Below are 19,696 nucleotides of genomic sequence, written 5' to 3' on the forward strand. Positions count from 1 at the left end.
TCACCGCGACAACCAAAACCGATATCGCAATCCCCTTCATCTTTGCCTGCATTTAGCATCATTCTCTAATTAATAAATAGAAAGGGAACGAATCTATTCGTATTTAGAAAAATAATCTTGACACCTAACTAACCACTGGTTATATTATAACCAGTGGTTAGTTTTATTGCATTACCAATATAGAAATGAGTGAACAAATTTATGAAAAGAAAACGATCAGAAGAAACGAAGAAGGTGATTCTTGATGCGGCAGGAAAGCTTTTTTCGGAAAAAGGTTATGAGGCAATTTCCATCAGAGAAATCGCTAAAGAAGCCGGTTGCTCTCATACAACTATCTATCTTTATTACAAGGATAAAGAGGAGTTGCTTCACCAGTTTTCCAAGCCCTCCCTTGAAGCATTGCATGAAAAGATGCAGCATATTGTTCAATCACGGTCCGATACTCCTGAGGTCAAACTCAAAAAAATTAGCAATGAATTTATACACTTTTGTTTACGGAACAAAAACATTTACAACATCTTTATTAATGCGAAGTCAACGAGGGTGGATGAAGCAAATCCCGATTTGGAAATCAATAAAATGCGCCTGAGGATTTTTACATTCATGAAACAAGTTCTCGGTCAATGCCTTTCTATACAGGACACTGAACAATTACTCGATTTCTCGCGCATCTACTTCTACAACCTGTATGGAATTTTAAGCACCTATTCTTTTCAGCATGAACCAACCGAAGTTCTCATTGAACGATTAACCCCAACATTTGATACGGCGGTTGAAGTACTTATTTACGGATTTGAAGAAAAACTGAAACGAGGAGCGGGAGAAAATTGAAAATAAAAAGAGTTTCCGAGCATATTTGGAGCATAAAAAGCTGGGTGCTTATTCCTATTCATGTATGGATTGTGGAGGAAGAAGATGGTGTTACGCTGGTGGACGCCGGTATGCCGTTTTTGGCAAGTGGAATATTGAAATTTATAAATCAGCTGGACAGCGGTCCACTTAAACGTATTCTGCTTACGCACGGACATGGCGATCATGTTGGTGCATTGACGAAAATTTTACAAGAAAACAATGTACCAGTCTATGCACACGAAATCGAAATACCGTTTATGGAAGGAAATCAGCTCTATCCAAGGCGAAAGAAATACGAAAAGAATGTTGCAAAGGGGATTGTCCAACCACTGCAATCAGATGAACAAGACCGGTTACTATCTGTATCTGGACTACACCCGATATTGACTCCAGGTCACTCCCCTGGCCATGTTGTCTATTATCACGAAGAAGATCAAGTGTTACTGGCAGGAGACCTTTTCACGAGCAAAAGAGGGAAACTTCATAGACCGATGCCAATGTTTACCGGGGATATGAAGGAAGCTGTTAAAAGCAGTGTTGTTGTAGAGCAGCTGAATCCGAAACAGTTAGAGGTTTGTCATGGCAATACGGTTTATCAACCTGCAAAACAATTGGATGAATATATGAAAAAAATGGAAAGTGAATTACTGAAGAGGATTGGCTAGATTTAGTATGCAATGAAAGAAAATAAGTACGCTAAAGAAAGGAAATGAATAGGATGATTATTGTATATGCTTTCCTATTTTTAATGGAGTTGGCATCCCTTGTTGCATTTGCCTACTGGGGATTTTCGTTAAACAAAGGACGATTTGTAAAAATTCTATTTGGTATTGGAACACCGCTACTCGTTTCTATTTTTTGGAGTTACTACATTGCGCCGAAAGCACCCTACCGTCTGGAAGTACCACTAAGAACCATCGTTAAAATAATATTATTCGCAATTGCAGCTGCCGCCTTCTATTTTAGCCTAACCAACCGACAAGATTCGACAAAAATCGGGTAGTGGCAGGCACCGGATTGTGATATAATCTTTTCATTACAGTTTTTCATAAGGCTTGGAAAACTGGAAGGAGGACTGTCGTGAAACTGAATAATGAAGAATTGAACATTTTATCGATACTTGAAGAAAATCATAAAGTCTCGACAGAAGCAATTGCCATGCAGCTGCAGACGAGTGAAGAAAATGTAACAAAGCTTATAAAAAAATTGGAAGACGAAAAAATAATTGTAAGTTACCCTACCCTCATAGACTGGAACAAGATTGAGGGTAACGAAACGGTTGTAGCGATGATTGATGTGAAAGTAACACCACAGCGAAACGTTGGTTTTAATGAAGTCGCAGAACAAATTTACCGCTACCCAGAGGTCACATCACTGTATCTCATGTCAGGTACATATGATCTTTCGGTCACTGTTGAAGGTAAGACAATGAAGGAAATTGCCTTGTTCGTCTCCAATAAATTAGCTTCGATTGAAAATGTCGTTTCCACAACAACCCACTTTATGTTAAAAAAATATAAGCACGATGGTGTGATTGTTGAAGGAAATGATGACAAAGATCGCAGAATGGTGATTTCTCCATGAGCATGAATTATCAAAATTACCTTTCCAAAACAGCAATTGATATTGAACCGTCTGGCATTCGTAAGTTTTTTGATTTGGCAGCAAGTATGGAAGGCGTCATCTCCCTTGGGGTAGGAGAGCCTGATTTTGTCACTCCATGGAACATTCGTGAAGTTGCTATGGAAGCATTACAGGACGGATATACATCCTATACAGCCAATGCCGGACTGCTTGAACTGCGTGAGGAAATCACTGCGTATCTTAAAAGGAAATTCCACGTCGATTATCGGGCTGAAGACCAGGTAATTGTTACCGTTGGCGCCAGTCAGTCACTGGATTTGGCATTTCGGGCGATTTTGAATCCCGGGGATGAAGTTCTAGTGATTGAACCTGCATTTGTTTCGTATGCTTCACTTGTTACATTGGCAGGCGGTGTACCAGTAAGGATTGCCACAAAGGAAGAAAACGGATTTAAAATAACTCCTGAACAACTAGAAGCTGCAATCACCGACAAGACAAAGGCAATTTTGCTATGTTCACCAAATAACCCAACAGGCACCTGTTTAAATAAGGATGAACTTACAGAAATTGCTAACGTTGTTCTAAAACATGATCTTCTCGTCGTTTCCGATGAAATTTATGCTGAATTGGCTTATGACCAGGAGTATACCAGCTTTGCAGCAATTCCGGGGATGTATGAAAGAACCATTTTAATCAATGGTTTCTCAAAAGGCTTTGCCATGACCGGCTGGCGTTTAGGATTTTTATCCGCCCCAAGTGAATTCATAAGCGTCATGATTAAAATTTACCAATACACAACGATGTGTGCACCATATATGCTGCAGATCGGAGCAATTGAAGCATTGCGGAACAGTTCCGACCATGTAGAAAAAATGAAGCAAAATTACTGGCGAAGAAGAAATTTCACTGTCCAGTCACTGAATAAAATCGGTTTGGACTGCCATACGCCAGGTGGAGCATTTTATGTATTTCCTTCAATTAAAAAAACCGGGCTTACTTCCGAACAGTTCGCTGAAGAATTACTTCAACAGGAGAAAGTTGCTGTTGTTCCAGGAAATGCATTTGGAGCATCAGGAGAAGGTTATATACGTTGTTCCTATGCAACTTCCATTGAACAGCTGCAGGAAGCAATGAATCGAATCGGGCGATTTACCAAGTCGCTTGAAGGCAAGACAAGTCAAGAATTAGAAAAAGTAAAATAAAGAGAATGTGAAAAGTCCCAGACTTAGGGACTGGGGCTTTTTTTAACCTTCTTCTTAAGAAAACAAAGACCAAGGCCGAAGCCTATTTACGCAAAGAGTAGCGTTTCTATCTGCTGAAGTCCAACTTGCCAATTGCCTAAGCATTTGGGTGAATGCTTTCGTTGCATTTATGCAAGTATGGAAGTTTATGCTTTCTTACTTCCAAAAAAATAATCCCTCACGTCCTTTAGCCAGGCCGTGAGGGATTATTTCTTTACATATGCCTACCCTCTTCTTAGGGTTCTATTATAGCCGTTCCATGTAGCAATATGGAACGTTTTTATATGGTGGATTTATTCAACGATAATTTTCCCTGCTGCTCCTTTTTCCACGTGGTTAAATTGATGGGTTACAAATTTATACTGTCCAGCTTCTTTTAAAGTAAATTCAACAACTGCACCACCACTTGCCGGTAAACCGACTGTTTGCATTCCTTTTTGATGGTTATATGGATGTCCATCTATATACACATCATCAAACACTGTTCCAATAACATGGAAGCTTGAAAACTCATTTGGTCCCATGTTGGCGATATAGAATCTTACTTTATCTCCCTCTTTTGCGTAAAGCGGTTCATCAATCAATGCTCCCACGGTTCCGTCCGTATTTGGCTGATCTCCATCAGGAAGCACTTTTGAAGAAAATACAACTTGGGATGGTACACCATTTGTCATATCATTCAGGTCATTATATTTGTACCATTCATTTTGAATAATGACGAACTCACTATCAATTTCATCATCTGTTGGGTAACCATCAGCAGGTTTAACAATGATGACTCCATGCATCCCATTTGCAATATGTGATAAAACTGGTGCGGTTCCACAATGATACATAAATACTCCAGGGCTGTTTGCTTGATATACAAATGTTCCTTCTTCATTAGGACCTACATCTGCAAAGCCAGTATCAGGTGCTGTATGGACAGCGTGAAAATCCATACTATGCGGAATTAAAGGATCCAGATTATCCAATGTGAAATGAAGTGTATCCCCTTCGTTGACAACAATGACAGGACCTGGTGCTTCACCGTTAAATGTCCAAGCTTTGTAGTTATAATCTTTTTCAATTTCAATGTCGGTAATCTGTGCGGTCATGTTAATATAGACATCGCTACCATCGCGTTCCACTCCAGGTGCAACTGGTGGCTGGTTCAAGTCTTCATGCGGTCCAATGACGGCTACTTCACTTTCTTCTGCACTAACTGTATCCTTCACTTCCAGGGCTTCCTCACTATTACAGGCTGATAATATAACTGTACTTAAAAGTAGACCAGTGGCTAAACCAACAAAACGTTTACTTAAATGCATGATCCTCACCTCATTAGAGTTTAGATAAGATGAATGAATCAGCCACGTTTTGCGGTATGGCTTTTCTCTTATCTTTAATTTAAGTATAGATTGTTAAGCGTTTTCAACCTGTGATTTACATCACTTGTTTGAAGCCCTTTATGTCCAAATTATGTCAAAAAAAAGAAGCATGGGGACGGTTCTTCTGCTTCCATCAGAAGAACTGTCCCCATGCTTCCTAATTACTCTAAAATAGTTATTTTCACCGTCCTTCTGCCCCAATTATAGGCTTCGGTTTTCGTCGGCACATGAATATCAATTTTATTCCCTTTAATAGCACCACCGGTATCTCCTGCAACAGCATATCCATAACCTTCAACATAAACATTTGTACCAAGAGGGATAACGTTCGGATCGACTGCGATTACTTTTGCATATGGGTCATTATTCAAGTTGATACCAGTAGCTGTAATTCCGGAACATCCGTTACAACCTGCAGTATAAGCCGTTGCCTCCACAGAAAATGTCCTGCCAGCCGGCTCCTCTGTTTGTGTTTCCTGCGTTTGAGCAGCAGCTTTCTCTTCTGTATTCTGTGTATTTACTTCAGCCGTATCTACCTCCTGCTCATTGTTTTCCATGCTTGATACGGTCTCTTCAGCCTGTTCTGTTTCCGTGACTTGATTCTCGACACTTGCTGTTTGCTCCGATTGATCCTCAGCCTCCTGCTTTACTCCAGGACCAGGATCACTCACTATGAGCTGCTGGCCAACAATGATCAGGTCTGAAGAAAGGTCATTCCATTCTTTCAGATCTTTTACCGATATATCATCACCATAAGCTTTTCTAATTTCGCTTAAGGTGTCACCTTCCTGCACCATATAATATTCTATTGCAGTCTGTTCTATTTTCAATACCTGTTTTGGATGAATCAAAGAAGATTTCAGATCATTTATCTCCATTAATTCTTCGACAGTTGTTTTATTGTCAATGGCAATGTTCCAAAGGTTATCTCCCTTTTCCACTTCATATTCAGATGCTGATACGGACGTCGCAGCAATACTAACCATGATCAACCCTATAAATGCGGCTACTAACTTTTTCATTATGTAGTCCCCCTTTTATTATTGACAAATTTAATGTTATCACAGCAAAAACGATTTGTGGTTACAGCTTGTTTAAGAGAATGTTACAAGTTATCTGATTATATTAAATATTAGATATACTTAATCCAATCCGGTCTATTCCCCATCTCTCTCGCATATAATGGGGCCTGTCACTCCCCGATTTTTGCCGAGTAATAGTTGCATTCAAATCAGGAAAAAGGCTTACCATCTTGAATTAGCCAAGATGGTAAGCCTTTCGTTTTACCGCGTATTCTGTACATTTGACAACCTATGTATCCTCTTATACCACCAGAGATATGTAAGAAGTACGATAAAGAGGAAACCCCCGTAAATGGAAATCCCTAAAATAATCGACTGGGATGAGATTAAAAGCTGGTTACCCAGGTAGGCGTAAACAATCATTCCGGGAATTTGCCCGATGGCTGTGGCAGCTAAAAACAGCTTCAATTGCATCTTGCTTAATCCCGAATAAATATTGACAACTGGCGGAGGGACAATCGGAATTAACCTGCTGAATAATACCGCTACAAATGCGTTCTGACTTATAATATAATCAAACCTTTTTACCTTCTTAAACCTTTCTATATAGGCTTGAAATTGCTTTATGAACAAATAACGGGCAAGCACAAAAAAAATGAATGCAGACCCAACGGTTCCTGTCAAATTAATAATCGTACCAAGCAAGACGCCATACTTCACACCCATTAACCCGGCAAAAACAGAAAAGGGAATAACTGGAATAACACCGAAGAATATAGAAAGGAAAAACATTAGCGGAAGGTGTGATAAATCGCTATATTCCAACCATGCCATTAAATGCTCACGATTTAAAAAAGCCATATATAAGATAAGTAAATACATGAGGACAATGACAATTCCTTTTTTCATAGTCAAACTCCTAGTAAAGAATGATTTTACCAACTAGTATTTCCTATTTATCATAAATGACGCCTTACTTTTTCCATTAGTCTTGTCAGTGATAATCTAGACTAATGCTAATATTTCGTTTAGTTTTGGTACCTGAATACGATTTAATGGCACAAAAAATACAATTTTTTTTTTACAGCTAACCCCTTCCCTTATTTATTGATTTCAAAACAACATACGTCACCCCATAAAAAATAATGGTTGACATTGATTCCTCTCTATTTTATAATCCAAACAATGAGAAAACTACATAATATGATTTAAGGAGATGGAATTTAACATGGATAATAAAAGTAAAAGATTAAGAGTCATTCTCAATTGTTCTATTTTCGCAGCTATCACGGCAATTTTGGCGCAAGTTGAAATTCCACTGCCTCTCATTCCAATTAGTGGACAAACGTTGGCGGTCGGTATTGCTGCTACTGTTCTTGGAAGCCGTCAAGGTGCATTGGCAATGGTTTGCTATGCTGCCATCGGTGCAGTGGGGCTTCCGGTGTTTGCAGGTTTCAGCGGTGGTCCACAAGTACTTGTGGGACCTTCTGGAGGGTATATTTTCGGTTTCGTTGCTGCGGCATATGTTACAGGACTGATCCTGGAAAAAACAAAATTCACCATTCGCATGGCGATGATTGCAAACACGGTTGGTATGATTGTCACATTGTTTTTCGGTACCATCCAGCTGAAATTCGTTTTGGATCTCGGATGGAATACTGCTCTTGCAGCAGGGGTTTATCCATTTATTGTAGTCGGCTTAATCAAAGCCTACTTGGCAAGCTGGATTGGCATAACTGTCAGACAACGATTAATACAGGCAAAATTAGTCACGGATACGCATAAGGAAATCGCATAAGGAAAACTTCACGTTGAGGCTGTATGACTTACATACCCAGTTCCTTCGTGTTCGTAACGTTAGAAAAAAACGAAGGATGTCACCAAGCTTTACGGTGACATCCTTTGTTGTTCTAAATAGGCATAGGAAACCAGCACGGATCCCTCTATAATTAAACTTTTGGTATAAATGTTTTACAGTCTGTTTCTTCACTCTTAGATGCTTGCTTCCCCTTATGACTGACTACATAGATTGCTTTTGCATGACATCTGTTCCCAGGTCCCCAATATTGACAGTTATTGACTTCACACAGAACATCCTGAGCCATATATCACACCTCCTCTTTACATATCATGAGCAAATTCAGGAGGATTAATACTTTTTGATTACCATGGATACATGACAGTTCGGCATCTATGCTAGTGCCAACGAATAACGATTTAAATTTCAATGGACAACGTTTAATCTTCATCTTCTTCCTATTGACTCGTTTTCTTGCGAAGTGTTTCAATGATGTGGTTTTTAATATGGTAGTTAAAATACGTGGAAAGTTGCCCTTTGTCTGGCTGATATTTCTTGTATGCAATCCACATACTGTATAACCCCTCCATAAAAAATTCCTGATGAGGATCGTAAATGTAAAGGCACTGCAAATGATAGTACATCCTACTTTCATTCTGTTCGAAAATCTTTTCGAAGCTTACTTTTTGGTTAATTATCAACGTCATCCATCCTTTCTATTCATTTTTTATCTATTTATCAAGCTAAGCTATCGCGATAGCGTGATTTTAATTACCTGCACTGCTTCATCCACTAGGAAAAAAATTGCATAAAAAAACCGAACAAAAACAATTTTGAACGGTTTCTTGAGGTGAGATTGTTTTGATATCGTCCAGTTAAATTCCACCTATAGTGGGGTTTACCTTTGTAGCCTGACTGAATGTTAGCACGACAAGGTATACCATAAGGTCCTCCTCGCCGACTTCACGTTTTGGTTTTCACTCGCTTATCGATATTACGTTTACTACCCGTTAAAGCGTCATAAAATGTATTTTCTATCTTATTTTGCCACATTTTTCGTAATTTTTCCATAAAAACTTTACTTTTTTGTGTAATTTGTCGCAATACTTAAGTCCTAGTTAAATAACTGCAGGAATTTCTTTTGTAACCAGCTCTCGGATAATGTCCCTATTCCTACCTAACACCAATCAAGTATGCAACTAGATACTATCTAATCGATTCGAAAACGCGAGCAGGAAGAAATAGGAAGAAATTCTTTACAAGATAAAAAACGAACCAACAGCGTCTACACTATCGGTTCGTTTGCATTTCATTTTGCAAATGGAATAGTTAGCAATTCCGGTACTGTCACAAATTCATATCCTTGTTCTTGCAATGTCGGGATTATTTGGTGAAGAGCCTCGATTGTATTTGTACGGTCCCCATCCCAATCTGCACCGTCATGCATGAGAATAATCGCTCCCGGATGAACATTATCCAACACATTTGCAGCGATGACTGCTGGTGGATCTTCCTGCCAATCCAACGAATCGACGGACCAGCCGATAATGAGATATTGCATTTCGCCAAGCTTTTCAACCAATTCATTATATAAAAAGCCGTATGGAGGTCGGAATAGACTCGTTCGATAACCAATAATGTCAAAAAGAACGTCCTCTGTTCTGGTTACTTCCCGCTCCAATGTTGGAATATCGGCTTCTTTAACAAGGTTAGGATGGAAGTATGTATGGTTACCAATGACATGTCCTTCAATATTTGTCCGTTCTACAATTTCAGGATAAGCAATGGCACGGGATCCCATGAAGAAAAACGTGCCAGGTACATTATATTGATTTAATACATTTAGTACTTCATCCGTAAAACGGGGATCTGGTCCATCATCAAAGGTTAGTGCAATCCTATTCTGATTAGCAGGCCCACGTAAGATAAACGTATCTGGATACCGTTCCTGTAAGATTGTCATATCAATTGGGGTTGGAGCAACTCTTTCCGGATTTTCTGGTCCCCCTTCAAGTTCAGGAAAATCTTCCACCGAGATGTTCCGTTTGTCTTTTTCCTGCAATCCTTGCTCGAACACATCACCATTTTCTGGTGCTGGATTATAAGCAAGAATCGTCATGGGGTCTGTAAGTTGAACACAACATACCAACACTGTCACGAGAAGTGACAATAACATTTTCTCTTTCATCCATTATCCTCCTATCAACACATATATAGCTATTTTTGATAAAAATCGAATAATTATTCAGAGAAAAAGAAAACAAACTGTATTTTCTTGGGAATACCCCCACGTCATGAAGGATCTTTTCAAATACAGATTATCTAAGTGAGATGGAAAACTTCCCTTCCATTCTTACACTTCCATTTCATCCCTTCATAGCCCTCGTCTCCTCCTGTTGACAGTTCGCACAGTAAAAATAATGTAAACACGCTTTGCTTTCCAGTGACTGAGGATCTCCATCAAAAAGCTTCATTATATCAATATCCATATAGGCACTATAATCATCAAAATAATCGGTTATCTTCCCCTGGTCCTCCAGGATCGAACTACAACCTGAACATTCAATGGTAACCGTTTCAAACCCATTACATAAAGGACAAACTTCCATCGGTTTCAGCTCCTCTAAAATTCCTATCTATTTCTAGAATCTCTAAAGGTAAGATGATTATGTAAGAAATTAGAGAATAAGTTTCCAATTGACAGTCGAATAGTGACAAGGGCCGGTTTGCTGTAGAAAACGCTTGGCAGAAACTTCTACAACTCAATTGTTGTACTTGGTGAAGCAGGTTCGAAAGTTTATGCTTTCTCACCTGCTAAAAAAATGTTTCACAAACCATTAACTATCCCGCTTCACGATATAATTTAATAAATGCTTTAGAAACGGGGTATCCTGTTTCCTTTCTTGCAACGCTTCAATTGCCAGACAATAATGATCCCACATTTCCCGTCTGGCACCATCTTTCCCAAGAATGGATACAAAGGTGGAATTATTGTTTTCAACATCTTTGCTCGCATGCTTTCCAAGTGTAGAAAGTTCACCCTCTACATCCAGTAAGTCGTCCTTAATCTGAAATGCAATACCCGCATGATGCGCGAATTTTTTCAAGGCATTCATCTCCAACTCGTCCGCACCTGCGAGGATGGCAGGCATAATCAGGGATGCTTCAAATCCAAATGCAGTTTTATACAAGGACATCGTATTCAATTCCTCCAGTGTCAATTGTTTTCCTCTAGAATCCAGATCCATTGCCTGACCTGTACACATATCCACCGTCATTCGGGACGAATATTGAATTAGATGAAGAACCTTTTTCGGACTGAAGCCCTGAAGAGATGCTTGTTCAAATACAGCCATCTGGGTTAGGAGAAGAGCCGTCAATTCTGCTGTAGCAGTATTATACATCTCGTGAACGGTTGGTCTCCCTCGTCGGATGGACGCATTATCCTGGGAGGGCAGATCGTCATAAATGAGGGATGCCGTATGCATATACTCCAACGATTTCAGAAGCGGCAGAATTGCAGATTCATTTAATCTATATTCGCGAACCCCCATGAACCACGTTATGATTGGCCTGAGCCGCTTCCCATCACTTTTCAGACTGTAATTTGCAGCATCAATGATTGGCTCATTTTTCAAGAATTCAGCGTTCGATTTAGGTATTTCTAAAATATGATTAATTTTCATGCGTATATTTTTTCCTACATTCAAAAATTCTTCCTGTTGCTTCCGCTCATTGATCAGCTCTTTTATCATATGGTCCCTGAGTAGCTTATCGAAGAAATCAACATCATCTGCTTTTCGTACCATCTGCTCGATAAGATGGTTGAAAGATTGATGAAAGGAAGCAAAGATCTCCATTACATCGTTGTATGTTTTTATTCCCATCCGATTTTTATATCGTTTCAGGCCGTTTATTGCACGATCTAGAATAATCTCACATGTCTTTGCATCGGAGTGATAGACGTCATGGATTAAATAGGAGATTACTGTCCAATACAATTCGAAGGGATTAATCAGATCCAAACGCTTGTCATGATGCTTCAAGTAATACGTATACGGGGTTACTCTTCCTTCCTCCAAGTCTTCAAACATGTCTGCAAAATCATCAGCGAGCTGATTGTATATGCCATAAAAAAACGTTCGATTGTCAATGTCCTTATCTTCCGAAGCACGGATGATTGACCTAACAATTAACCTGGAAGAGGCGGATTTTACGATTACTGGTATATATAGTTCTTCATTACTGTAAGTTTCATTTGATAGCTCTTTATCGCGGTCCACTTCCTGTGATTTAAAGAAAATATAAGATTGCTCAAGAAATGATAGCCACGTCGCTTGTTCCTGATTTGCTTTAATGAACTCAAAAGCATCTTTCAGTTCCGCATGAATGTATTTCATTAGTTCCCTATTGTCCCCAGTCCACTCTTCCATGTCAGGTACCGTTCCTGTGGTAAGGGTTATGCGTATCATCTCAGAATATTGCCTTTCCTCTTTCCTAGATAAAACTTTGGAATCGAGTAGGTCGTCAATGAAAGGATATGTCAGTCCATAGGAATAGCCAAGCCTTATCGCTTTATCCAATTTCTCCGTTCGTTCTTTTGGTTCTAGTTTATCCCCCATCTCTTCAAATACTTGCATAACTACCCCAGCAATAATTTTAATCAATTTCCGCTGTGCTTCCTCAGCATTCATCCCACTAGGAATATTCAACGAAACAGTCTTTATTTTATCCATCACCCAGATTAGCGTTGACTCAACGCCTTCCTTCTGAGCCAATCGATACAAGCCGACCATACTGAATGTCTCGTGCTTGTTTTGTTGACTTTTTGCAACGGACTCGGTTACGTGTTTTCTTAAACGGGCAACATCACGCTGTATTCTTGCCTGTGTTGCCGGTTCGTCCAAGGCTTTCCCAAGATCACGAATAAATATATAGGAAATGCTACGATCGAGATAACTTTCCAGTTTGCCTGTATGTTCCAGCCATTGAATATAACTGGAGTAATCCTGCTTATCCAGTTTTTTCTTTTTGCGCCATAAAAGAGGAATAAACGAAGGCTTAACATGATTGTGTTTCCATGAATGGATGTCATTCGTTAGGATAGGAATATAGTTCTGTTCCGAAAGCTGTACAGAAAGGGATTCAAAATAAATGGCTGCTTGTTGTTCAGCAAACCGATAGCACGCATCGGCATTTTTAAGTAACTCTTGATTCATCATATATATTACCTCTGTTTCTTGGACAGGGGGCTAGAATCTCTTCCCCCTTTTCTGTCTTTGTATTAAAAATAATATTCATTCATGCAAAAGGATACATAATCACAGTTCCGACAAACGTACATAAGAGTCTTGGGTAAATCCTTATTAAAAGGCTTTACAAGTACCCTCCATACTTTTTTTATCATCCTTATGACAACAATTTAATTCTTAATGTTGTAAATCATACCATGATTAGTCGTCATATAGCTTATCAAAGTTGCAAATCTACATAAGGGACTAGGAGCAAATGCAGGGCGTCTTGATTACCCCCGACAAGCTAACTTAAAAATCCCGAGTGATATGGCGTTCGCTCATGAGGGTGTTAATTAGAAAACTTGGTTGTCACCAAGCCTTTCGATTACATCCTTAGTTACACTTATGCAGACAGAAAAGTTTTTATACTTTCCTATCTGCTAAGAAAGACCTCAGATGGAGTCTGCTTTTACCGGACGTGCCCGTTTAGGTTTAAGTATTCATAGCTGCTTAAATTAGACTTTCCAAAATAGGCTTGCCAGAGCCCTGTCATTATTTTAGGTGTTAACATATGTTAATGATTATGGGGGTGGTATGATATGAGCGGAGTTGTCGTTATAGAGTACGGTGGGGGTACGCATTTGCTTTCGTAATGTTGATCCTCCTATTTATTATCGAAGCATCCTTCGATGAATATCGTTAGTGAAAATGAATAAGTAAATAGTAGAAAATTTGGTAACTGCCCAAGTCTTTGGACGGATGCCTTCGTTGCACTTATGCAAGTAAGAAAGTCTATACTTTCTTACTTGCTACTAAAAAAGTTAGGGGAGATATGTATGGGTTACGGATATGGACCTGATTATGATGTTTATGGAGCACAATATGGTGGATGCGGTTATAGTGGACCAGTTGCTGGAACAACAACCAGCTATTGTCCTCCTCGTGGAGCCAGTAAGGACTTTGTGTTAATTATCGTATTGTTTATCCTTCTCATTATTGTAGGTGCAGCCTGGTTGTAAATAACCAATCTGCAGAAAACGTTAGTTGATTTCTTAATAAGGCTGTCGGATCCCTCCACCCGACAGCCTTATAATGAGTGACTGTCATATTCTACATATAAAAATAAAAAGCCATCTCTTATATGTAAATTTACAAAAGAGATGGCTTTCCATAAGAAATGATAACGTATTACTTTTTAACTGGAGTGCACACTGCATATAAACTTTCAGTTGAATCAGATACATTGACTTCAATTACTTTATATCCTTCTTCAATTGCCTTCGTGTTACTGAAAGTTATCATTTGGTTCTTATACATAGTTCTTCTTCCTTCCATAAAGAATTTCTCACACAATAATTAATATATGTCGGAAGTTTAAAAGTGTGCATGCATTTCTGTATTCAATTTTTAAAAATAATTTTAACTAAAAAAGATTGTTACGTTGCACTTGTCCAATTGGTAAGTTTAGACAAGCCCTCTCTCACATTTGTTCAAACGCAAGAATATTGCTAAAATAGGACAAATAGAAGTCTTTACAAGGTGTGAGTTTATGCGAATAATTAGAAATAGTATCGTCTTGTTACTGATTGTTGGTGCGCTTTGGCATTTTTATGGAGAGTCGTTCCAGCATTCTGGTTTGGAGGGCGTCTTTGAAGAAATTCAGACGGATGTCAATCAAATTAGGGAAAATCCAAATGTAACTAGTGCGATTAATACGATAAATCAAGAAATTCAACTGTTATTTGGCAGATTGACGGACAATCTACAGAATAACGAACAATCTACAGAACCCGCTCCACAGACGCCTCAACTAGAGGAACCATCTAAGCAATCATTCTCCGTCCATAATGTGGAAATTGGGGATGAGCGTTCCGATGTTGAGCAAAAAGCAGGCGAACCAATACGTTCCTCTTTGAATGAATATGGCGTCGAATGGGTGAGCTACCATGAAAATTATCATAACTTTTTCATGGCTGCCTATGATGAGCAGGATAAAGTTGCGGGGTTGTACACGAACCAGGACTTATTATCTTCTACACATGGAATTACCTTTACAAGTTCGAGAGAGTCTGTTTTGGCTACGTTGGATGAGCCGCTTAAAGCGATACGGAAAGGACTTATCAATTACCAGATACAGGACAATCAGGAATATAATACATTTCTGATCGATTCTAATTATGTGACCATCTTTTATGACAAGCATGAAAACAGTACGGTCACAGCTATACAGATCATCAGCAGTGAACTGGAAAAGCAAAAAGGAGCATATTTTGCCAATCCAAGTGGCGAGTTAAAAGAAGGACTTGAATATCAATTATTCGATCTGACGAATGCCGCGAGAGTAAAGCACGGCCTTTCTGTTTTAGATTGGGATGAAGCAGTAAGACAAACAGCTCGTGACCACAGTACAGATATGGCTGAAAACAACTATTTTGGTCACACAAACTTGGAGGGACAGTCACCATTTGACCGAATGGCAGAAGATGACATCGTCTTCCGAATTGCTGGAGAAAACCTTGCTGCCGGTCAGCCTAGTAGTATTTTTGCCCATGAAGGCTTAATGAACTCGCTCGGTCACCGGGAAAATAAATTGAAACAAGACTATGAAGCTCTCGCTGTTGGTGTTTCATTCAATCGTGATTCACAGCCATTTTATACAGAGAACTTTTTGACAAAGTAGCTTTTTAGATAATGCAGAAAAAAGTCCGGAAACCCGAGGAGACTTTCTACCTCTTGTTCTGGACTTTTTTGTTTTTATCATGCATATCTAGCATCTATTTTCCTTTTCTTGTTTCGAAGGATAACGTGAAACATCATACAGTGGGGGGGTTCTGCCCTGTTTTATCCCCCGTCTTCACGTTTTTGGTTTTTCCAACGCTAAAGTAAGGGTAATACTAACGTTGGTGCGTGCTAAATGTCATTTAGTCAACCAATCCTGAATACTTTCTGGCAACTGACGATAGAATAAACCTTTATATTTGATGTCGAGTAACCCTGCTACGACTAGTAGTATCGTAATCATCAGGAGAAAAAATGATTTATTTTTCATCCCATTAACCTCCATTTTTTTATTCCTTATAAATTTTTCTATATTCTTTTTTCTGAAATATCTTTAGCCTGAAACAGACGAGTGTGCGCGTGTTTCACTCCGTCCCTATGTAATGCTTACAATGTATGCTGCTAGTGCAATCAGAGATGCCACAGTTACTACTATATAAATTAATGATAGACGAGTAACATTTTTCTTTGACGACTTATCATAGTCTGAATCACTTCTGTTCACTTCCCGTATCGTTAAGAAGAAAGCGATAATACAAACAATGATAATTAAAATAATGGAAAAATTCATAAACATCCCCCTGTTTTTAGGAATTCCGGTACTTTAATAAAACCTTTTAAAATGATTTCTTCTTTCCCTGATACGATACTATCTTTAATTAATTCGGATAAGTATATAATATCAATTAAATACAACTTAGGGAAGGTAATCTAAATTAATTATCTTATCTCACTAACCCCTTACCTTATCGCACATGATCTAGGAACAGTTCTATAGACTGGAAACCGAGTATCCAATTAAGACCTCGAGAGAATAGCTGCAGGACGTCGCTTGTTTCTGTAAGTCCAGTATCACTTCCTTACTTGTTTGAAACTTGCTTGTCATCTTTTCTGTCGTTGACAGCATTCGTTCCACATATACCTATTCAAAAGTTTTATAGTGTCCTCGTTACTGAAAAAACGAGGGTGTTTCCTATTCAGGAAATCACCCTCATTTCATCTGACAATCATATAATCTCATAATTTTTATGACCTACAACTGTCTTATTCCCTTTAAAGTCTAAATCCGTATTGTTTTCTGTAACCGAAACGATTACAGAGTTTTCGTTGACCTTTTCAACGATCCCTTTAACACCAGATTTAAAAAAGATTTCATCACCGATTTCTGCATTCTTTACGGAATTGGAACTCAATGTATCCCCCACCTTTTCTGGAAATTGCAAATCATTCTATCTAAGTTGATGATATACCAAGTTTAACCAATACGAAAGTAAAAAGAAACATGGGAGAACAATTTCAGATATCCTGCTTCGTTGGCAACAAACTACCCCCTATGGTGAATAAGGCTTTTACAAGCATGACTATACTAAATTACTTTATTTTTCCATTCTAAAACCAACCGAAAAATCCGGTCGAATAAATGATGACTAATAAAAGTACAATAAATACCAATTGGATAATCGTCAAAATATAAGCATTTCGATTTTCGGCATATTTCCACTCCATCATAGCTCGAACCGATTCTATCACTACTATAAATAGAAAGGTTATAAACCATACTTCCAAAAACCAGATTCTTTCCATAGGGACTCTCATTATGTTAACGAGATATCCGATCACAAGAAGGATTAAAAAAGTAATTCTAACATTCCACTCCATCTTTTTATGCTGCTCATTGACAGGCTTATATGAAAATAGCTTCTTCTTTTCCACTTTCAACAATTTCCTCATAACATAATCAAATGTAACTACCACCAATAAAAAAATGGACAAAAAGATAGCTAACTGCAACCAAAATAGTGGTTCAAAATTGTACAAAACTCATTCTCCCCTTCTTCTAAACCTATTGAAGGTACTCCATATAGTCTTTAGCAAAATCTATAATGGATAATAACGATGTACAACCTCCAGAAGCCGGTCCGATTTCTCCGACTGTACATGTTCTGACAATCTTGCCCCTGCTATGATGGGAGCCCACCTGAAAATTTCACCTTTTGACAATCCGCTTTTCTCACAATAACTATTCAGATACATGTTGGCTAAATCAACGGAAATCTGTGAATATAAAAGATATGTACGATATACGTCGGCTCTAATATCCCCGGCACTGGCATCCACCCAATCGATAATAGTTACTTTGTTAGTTGACATAATTAGGTTATACAAATGAAAATCTCCATGACATAGCCTTTTCTCAAATGTCATTGCATCCAGTTCGGACAGCAAAGCAACTTGATGTCTTTTATCCAGAACAGTGGCAGACTCTATTTGACGGCTTAATTTTTCCGACATGGGTTCAAGCGAATCTGCCTTATTATTATGTATTTTTTGCTGTACAGCAACAGAAATTTCCATATAATACGCTGCTTGTTGCCTGTTTTCGGATAGAAGATCACCTAGAGTTCTACCTTTGATATATTCCATTACGATAGCTTGCTTCCCGTCTATTTTTGTTATATCCAATAGTTTAGGAACTGAAAGTCCACAATCATAAGCGTATTTTTGCTTATTTGCTTCATGAAATGACTCATTGTCAGGCAAAAAGTCATTAAACACTTTGACTATCTTATTTTCGCGAAGATAGATTTTTGCTGTATTGCCGATTGCGATTGGAGTGCCTAAGTTCATTCGATCTCTCTCCTAATTATAAAATTCCATATGTGTTTTCTCTTTTTTATAGTAATCTAACCTATCCTGTAAAGTACCTGTATGAAATTCAAACTTATGGCCATCCGGGTCTGTAAAATATATGGATTTCCTGTCTCTTTTATCTCTAGATCTGCCTGGCAGTATAATTACCTGCAGTTCTTTTAATTTCTTGTATATTTGGTTAAAATCCGCTTCGTCGATTGAAAAAGCTATGTGTGTGTAGGATTGTTTTATTTCATTACGAGGAATGTCTTTTTCCACATTGAGGGCAAGCCACAATCCACCTAAATCAAAATAGGCAGTACTCCTTCCTTTCACCAGCAAAGTAGCGTTAAATACATCCTCGTAAAATTTAATGGAATTCTCTAAATTGGAGACAGAAAACAGGAAATGGTTAAGTCCTTTTATTGCCACTTTAATCACCTCAGGGAAGTTAATGTTGATAGTGTTTCTTTAATTTATCTTGTCTTAACTACTTCGACGCGATTAACAGAGATTCCTGTTATCTTCAATTATTCCGCTAAAAAAAGATGCTCTCCTAATTAAGAAGGAAGCATCGGGTTGTCTGTCTTTTTCTCTTTTGAAATATATCCTTCTAATATAGAATACATCTTTAATTTGCCACAATGAAATACTTAATTCTCCAAAGACCTTTTAAAAACATAGCTTACCCGCTCATAAGCCATTCGATCTTCGTAAAAACGATGTGCATCTGTACGCTGTAATCCAGAAGATAATACGACACTTTCATAATTATTTTCTTGTGCCCATCCGTGAACATATGCAAGCAGTTTTTGCCCATATCCCTGAGAACGCACTGTACTATCTGTAACCAGGTCGCATACCCAGACAAACCTTCCATAATACAGCGTAATCATCGGTTTAAATCCAATTACTGCAACTATTTTATCCGCTTCAAATAAAGCAAACATGTTATAGCTATCTTTTTCTTTTGCCTCCATGACTAATTCCAGGTATGTATTTTCATCAAGATGTGTTCGCAGTTGTCTCATAACCGGAAACGCTTCAATTATTTCTTCTTTTGTATGAAGTTCTTCAATGCTCATCGTATCCATAACATATCCCCTTTTCACTATTTTAAAAAGGGTGCAAATCCAATTTCAGGAAAAGCACCCTTTCTCTTTCTAAATAGTCCTCAGAAGTGGAC

General features: G+C 38.4%; 24 protein-coding genes. 8 read left to right on the forward strand and 16 right to left on the reverse strand.

Translation table 11 applies throughout. The features are described 5' to 3' along the window. Positions 1–201 precede the first annotated feature (201 nt). The 5 genes from MN204_RS16050 (at position 202) to MN204_RS16070 (ending at position 3,638) form a co-directional block, all read left to right on the forward strand. A complete protein-coding gene (locus MN204_RS16050) occupies positions 202–831 on the forward strand; it encodes a TetR/AcrR family transcriptional regulator (protein WP_249872102.1) in 630 nt (209 codons plus the stop codon). Continuing rightward, positions 828–1,517, forward strand: a complete 690-nt coding sequence (locus MN204_RS16055; protein ID WP_249872103.1) for an MBL fold metallo-hydrolase — start codon at positions 828–830, stop codon at positions 1,515–1,517. The genes MN204_RS16050 and MN204_RS16055 overlap by 4 nt, the downstream gene beginning before the upstream one ends. A gap of 53 nt (positions 1,518–1,570) precedes the next feature. Then, positions 1,571–1,855 (forward strand): YrdB family protein, encoded by a 285-nt coding sequence (locus MN204_RS16060; protein WP_249872104.1) that lies wholly within the window; start codon positions 1,571–1,573, stop codon positions 1,853–1,855. 77 nt (positions 1,856–1,932) lie between these two features. Beyond that, positions 1,933–2,436 (forward strand): Lrp/AsnC family transcriptional regulator, encoded by a 504-nt coding sequence (locus MN204_RS16065; RefSeq protein WP_249872105.1) that lies wholly within the window; start codon positions 1,933–1,935, stop codon positions 2,434–2,436. After that, positions 2,433–3,638: an aminotransferase gene (locus MN204_RS16070; RefSeq protein ID WP_249872106.1), complete on the forward strand. Its 1,206-nt coding sequence runs from the start codon at positions 2,433–2,435 to the stop codon at positions 3,636–3,638. Before MN204_RS16065 ends, MN204_RS16070 begins: the two co-directional genes overlap by 4 nt. 332 nt (positions 3,639–3,970) lie before the next feature. Here MN204_RS16070 and MN204_RS16075 read toward each other — a convergent pair whose 3' ends face one another. The 3 genes from MN204_RS16075 to MN204_RS16085 all read right to left on the reverse strand — a co-directional run bounded on the left by MN204_RS16075 (position 3,971) and on the right by MN204_RS16085 (position 6,978). Continuing rightward, positions 3,971–4,987, reverse strand: a complete 1,017-nt coding sequence (locus MN204_RS16075) for a multicopper oxidase domain-containing protein (protein ID WP_249872107.1) — start codon at positions 4,985–4,987, stop codon at positions 3,971–3,973. Positions 4,988–5,208: 221 nt separating this feature from the next. Beyond that, on the reverse strand, positions 5,209–6,069 hold the full coding sequence (locus MN204_RS16080) for a 3D domain-containing protein (protein WP_249872108.1): 861 nt from the start codon (positions 6,067–6,069) through the stop codon (positions 5,209–5,211). A gap of 261 nt (positions 6,070–6,330) precedes the next feature. Further along, complete coding sequence (locus MN204_RS16085; protein ID WP_249872109.1) at positions 6,331–6,978, reverse strand: TVP38/TMEM64 family protein; 648 nt, start codon at positions 6,976–6,978, stop codon at positions 6,331–6,333. Positions 6,979–7,297: 319 nt separating this feature from the next. Between MN204_RS16085 and MN204_RS16090 the strand changes: the two genes are divergently transcribed. Next, positions 7,298–7,867: a biotin transporter BioY gene (locus MN204_RS16090; RefSeq protein ID WP_249872110.1), complete on the forward strand. Its 570-nt coding sequence runs from the start codon at positions 7,298–7,300 to the stop codon at positions 7,865–7,867. Positions 7,868–8,018: 151 nt separating this feature from the next. On the opposite strand, the gene MN204_RS16095 is transcribed toward MN204_RS16090, so the two are convergent. From MN204_RS16095 to MN204_RS16115, 5 genes are all read right to left on the reverse strand, one after another. Continuing rightward, positions 8,019–8,174 (reverse strand): DUF1540 domain-containing protein, encoded by a 156-nt coding sequence (locus MN204_RS16095; protein WP_249872111.1) that lies wholly within the window; start codon positions 8,172–8,174, stop codon positions 8,019–8,021. A 151-nt stretch (positions 8,175–8,325) separates the two neighbouring features. Then, complete coding sequence (locus MN204_RS21505; protein WP_368858675.1) at positions 8,326–8,574, reverse strand: sigma factor; 249 nt, start codon at positions 8,572–8,574, stop codon at positions 8,326–8,328. 602 nt (positions 8,575–9,176) lie between these two features. Next, positions 9,177–10,055, reverse strand: a complete 879-nt coding sequence (locus MN204_RS16105; RefSeq protein WP_249872113.1) for a polysaccharide deacetylase family protein — start codon at positions 10,053–10,055, stop codon at positions 9,177–9,179. A 178-nt stretch (positions 10,056–10,233) separates the two neighbouring features. Next, a complete protein-coding gene (locus MN204_RS16110; RefSeq protein WP_249872114.1) occupies positions 10,234–10,476 on the reverse strand; it encodes a hypothetical protein in 243 nt (80 codons plus the stop codon). A gap of 228 nt (positions 10,477–10,704) precedes the next feature. Further along, entirely contained in the window at positions 10,705–13,086 is a 2,382-nt protein-coding gene (locus tag MN204_RS16115; RefSeq protein ID WP_249872186.1) for a polyprenyl synthetase family protein, read from the reverse strand. 851 nt (positions 13,087–13,937) lie between these two features. Here MN204_RS16115 and MN204_RS21345 point away from each other — a divergent pair. Next, on the forward strand, positions 13,938–14,120 hold the full coding sequence (locus MN204_RS21345; RefSeq protein ID WP_306798736.1) for a YjcZ family sporulation protein: 183 nt from the start codon (positions 13,938–13,940) through the stop codon (positions 14,118–14,120). A gap of 169 nt (positions 14,121–14,289) precedes the next feature. Here MN204_RS21345 and MN204_RS21350 read toward each other — a convergent pair whose 3' ends face one another. Further along, positions 14,290–14,418 (reverse strand): hypothetical protein, encoded by a 129-nt coding sequence (locus tag MN204_RS21350; protein WP_306798737.1) that lies wholly within the window; start codon positions 14,416–14,418, stop codon positions 14,290–14,292. A 232-nt stretch (positions 14,419–14,650) separates the two neighbouring features. On the opposite strand from MN204_RS21350, the gene MN204_RS16125 reads away from it, so the two are divergent. Beyond that, the gene (locus MN204_RS16125; RefSeq protein WP_249872115.1) at positions 14,651–15,781 is read left to right on the forward strand and encodes a CAP domain-containing protein; all 1,131 of its coding nucleotides are present in this window, start codon (positions 14,651–14,653) and stop codon (positions 15,779–15,781) included. Between the two features lie 237 nt (positions 15,782–16,018). Here MN204_RS16125 and MN204_RS16130 read toward each other — a convergent pair whose 3' ends face one another. From MN204_RS16130 to MN204_RS16160, 7 genes are all read right to left on the reverse strand, one after another. Further along, positions 16,019–16,165, reverse strand: coding sequence for a hypothetical protein (locus MN204_RS16130; RefSeq protein ID WP_249872116.1), 147 nt, complete (start codon positions 16,163–16,165; stop codon positions 16,019–16,021). A 90-nt stretch (positions 16,166–16,255) separates the two neighbouring features. Beyond that, complete coding sequence (locus tag MN204_RS16135) at positions 16,256–16,450, reverse strand: hypothetical protein (protein WP_249872117.1); 195 nt, start codon at positions 16,448–16,450, stop codon at positions 16,256–16,258. Positions 16,451–16,886: 436 nt separating this feature from the next. Beyond that, a complete protein-coding gene (locus MN204_RS16140; RefSeq protein WP_249872118.1) occupies positions 16,887–17,072 on the reverse strand; it encodes a DUF2187 family protein in 186 nt (61 codons plus the stop codon). 196 nt (positions 17,073–17,268) lie between these two features. After that, entirely contained in the window at positions 17,269–17,697 is a 429-nt protein-coding gene (locus tag MN204_RS16145; protein WP_249872119.1) for a DUF4181 domain-containing protein, read from the reverse strand. A gap of 60 nt (positions 17,698–17,757) precedes the next feature. Continuing rightward, positions 17,758–18,507 carry an aminoglycoside phosphotransferase family protein gene (locus MN204_RS16150; protein WP_249872120.1) on the reverse strand — a complete coding sequence of 250 codons (750 nt, stop codon included), beginning with the start codon at positions 18,505–18,507 and terminating at the stop codon, positions 17,758–17,760. Between the two features lie 12 nt (positions 18,508–18,519). Beyond that, entirely contained in the window at positions 18,520–18,942 is a 423-nt protein-coding gene (gene fosM / locus MN204_RS16155; protein ID WP_249872121.1) for a FosM family fosfomycin resistance protein, read from the reverse strand. A gap of 221 nt (positions 18,943–19,163) precedes the next feature. Then, positions 19,164–19,604, reverse strand: coding sequence for a GNAT family N-acetyltransferase (locus MN204_RS16160; RefSeq protein WP_249872122.1), 441 nt, complete (start codon positions 19,602–19,604; stop codon positions 19,164–19,166). Positions 19,605–19,696 lie beyond the last annotated feature (92 nt).

Origin of the sequence: Oceanobacillus saliphilus (assembly GCF_023522835.1) — a bacterium.
GTDB classification, from domain to species: domain Bacteria; phylum Bacillota; class Bacilli; order Bacillales; family Amphibacillaceae; genus Oceanobacillus; species Oceanobacillus saliphilus.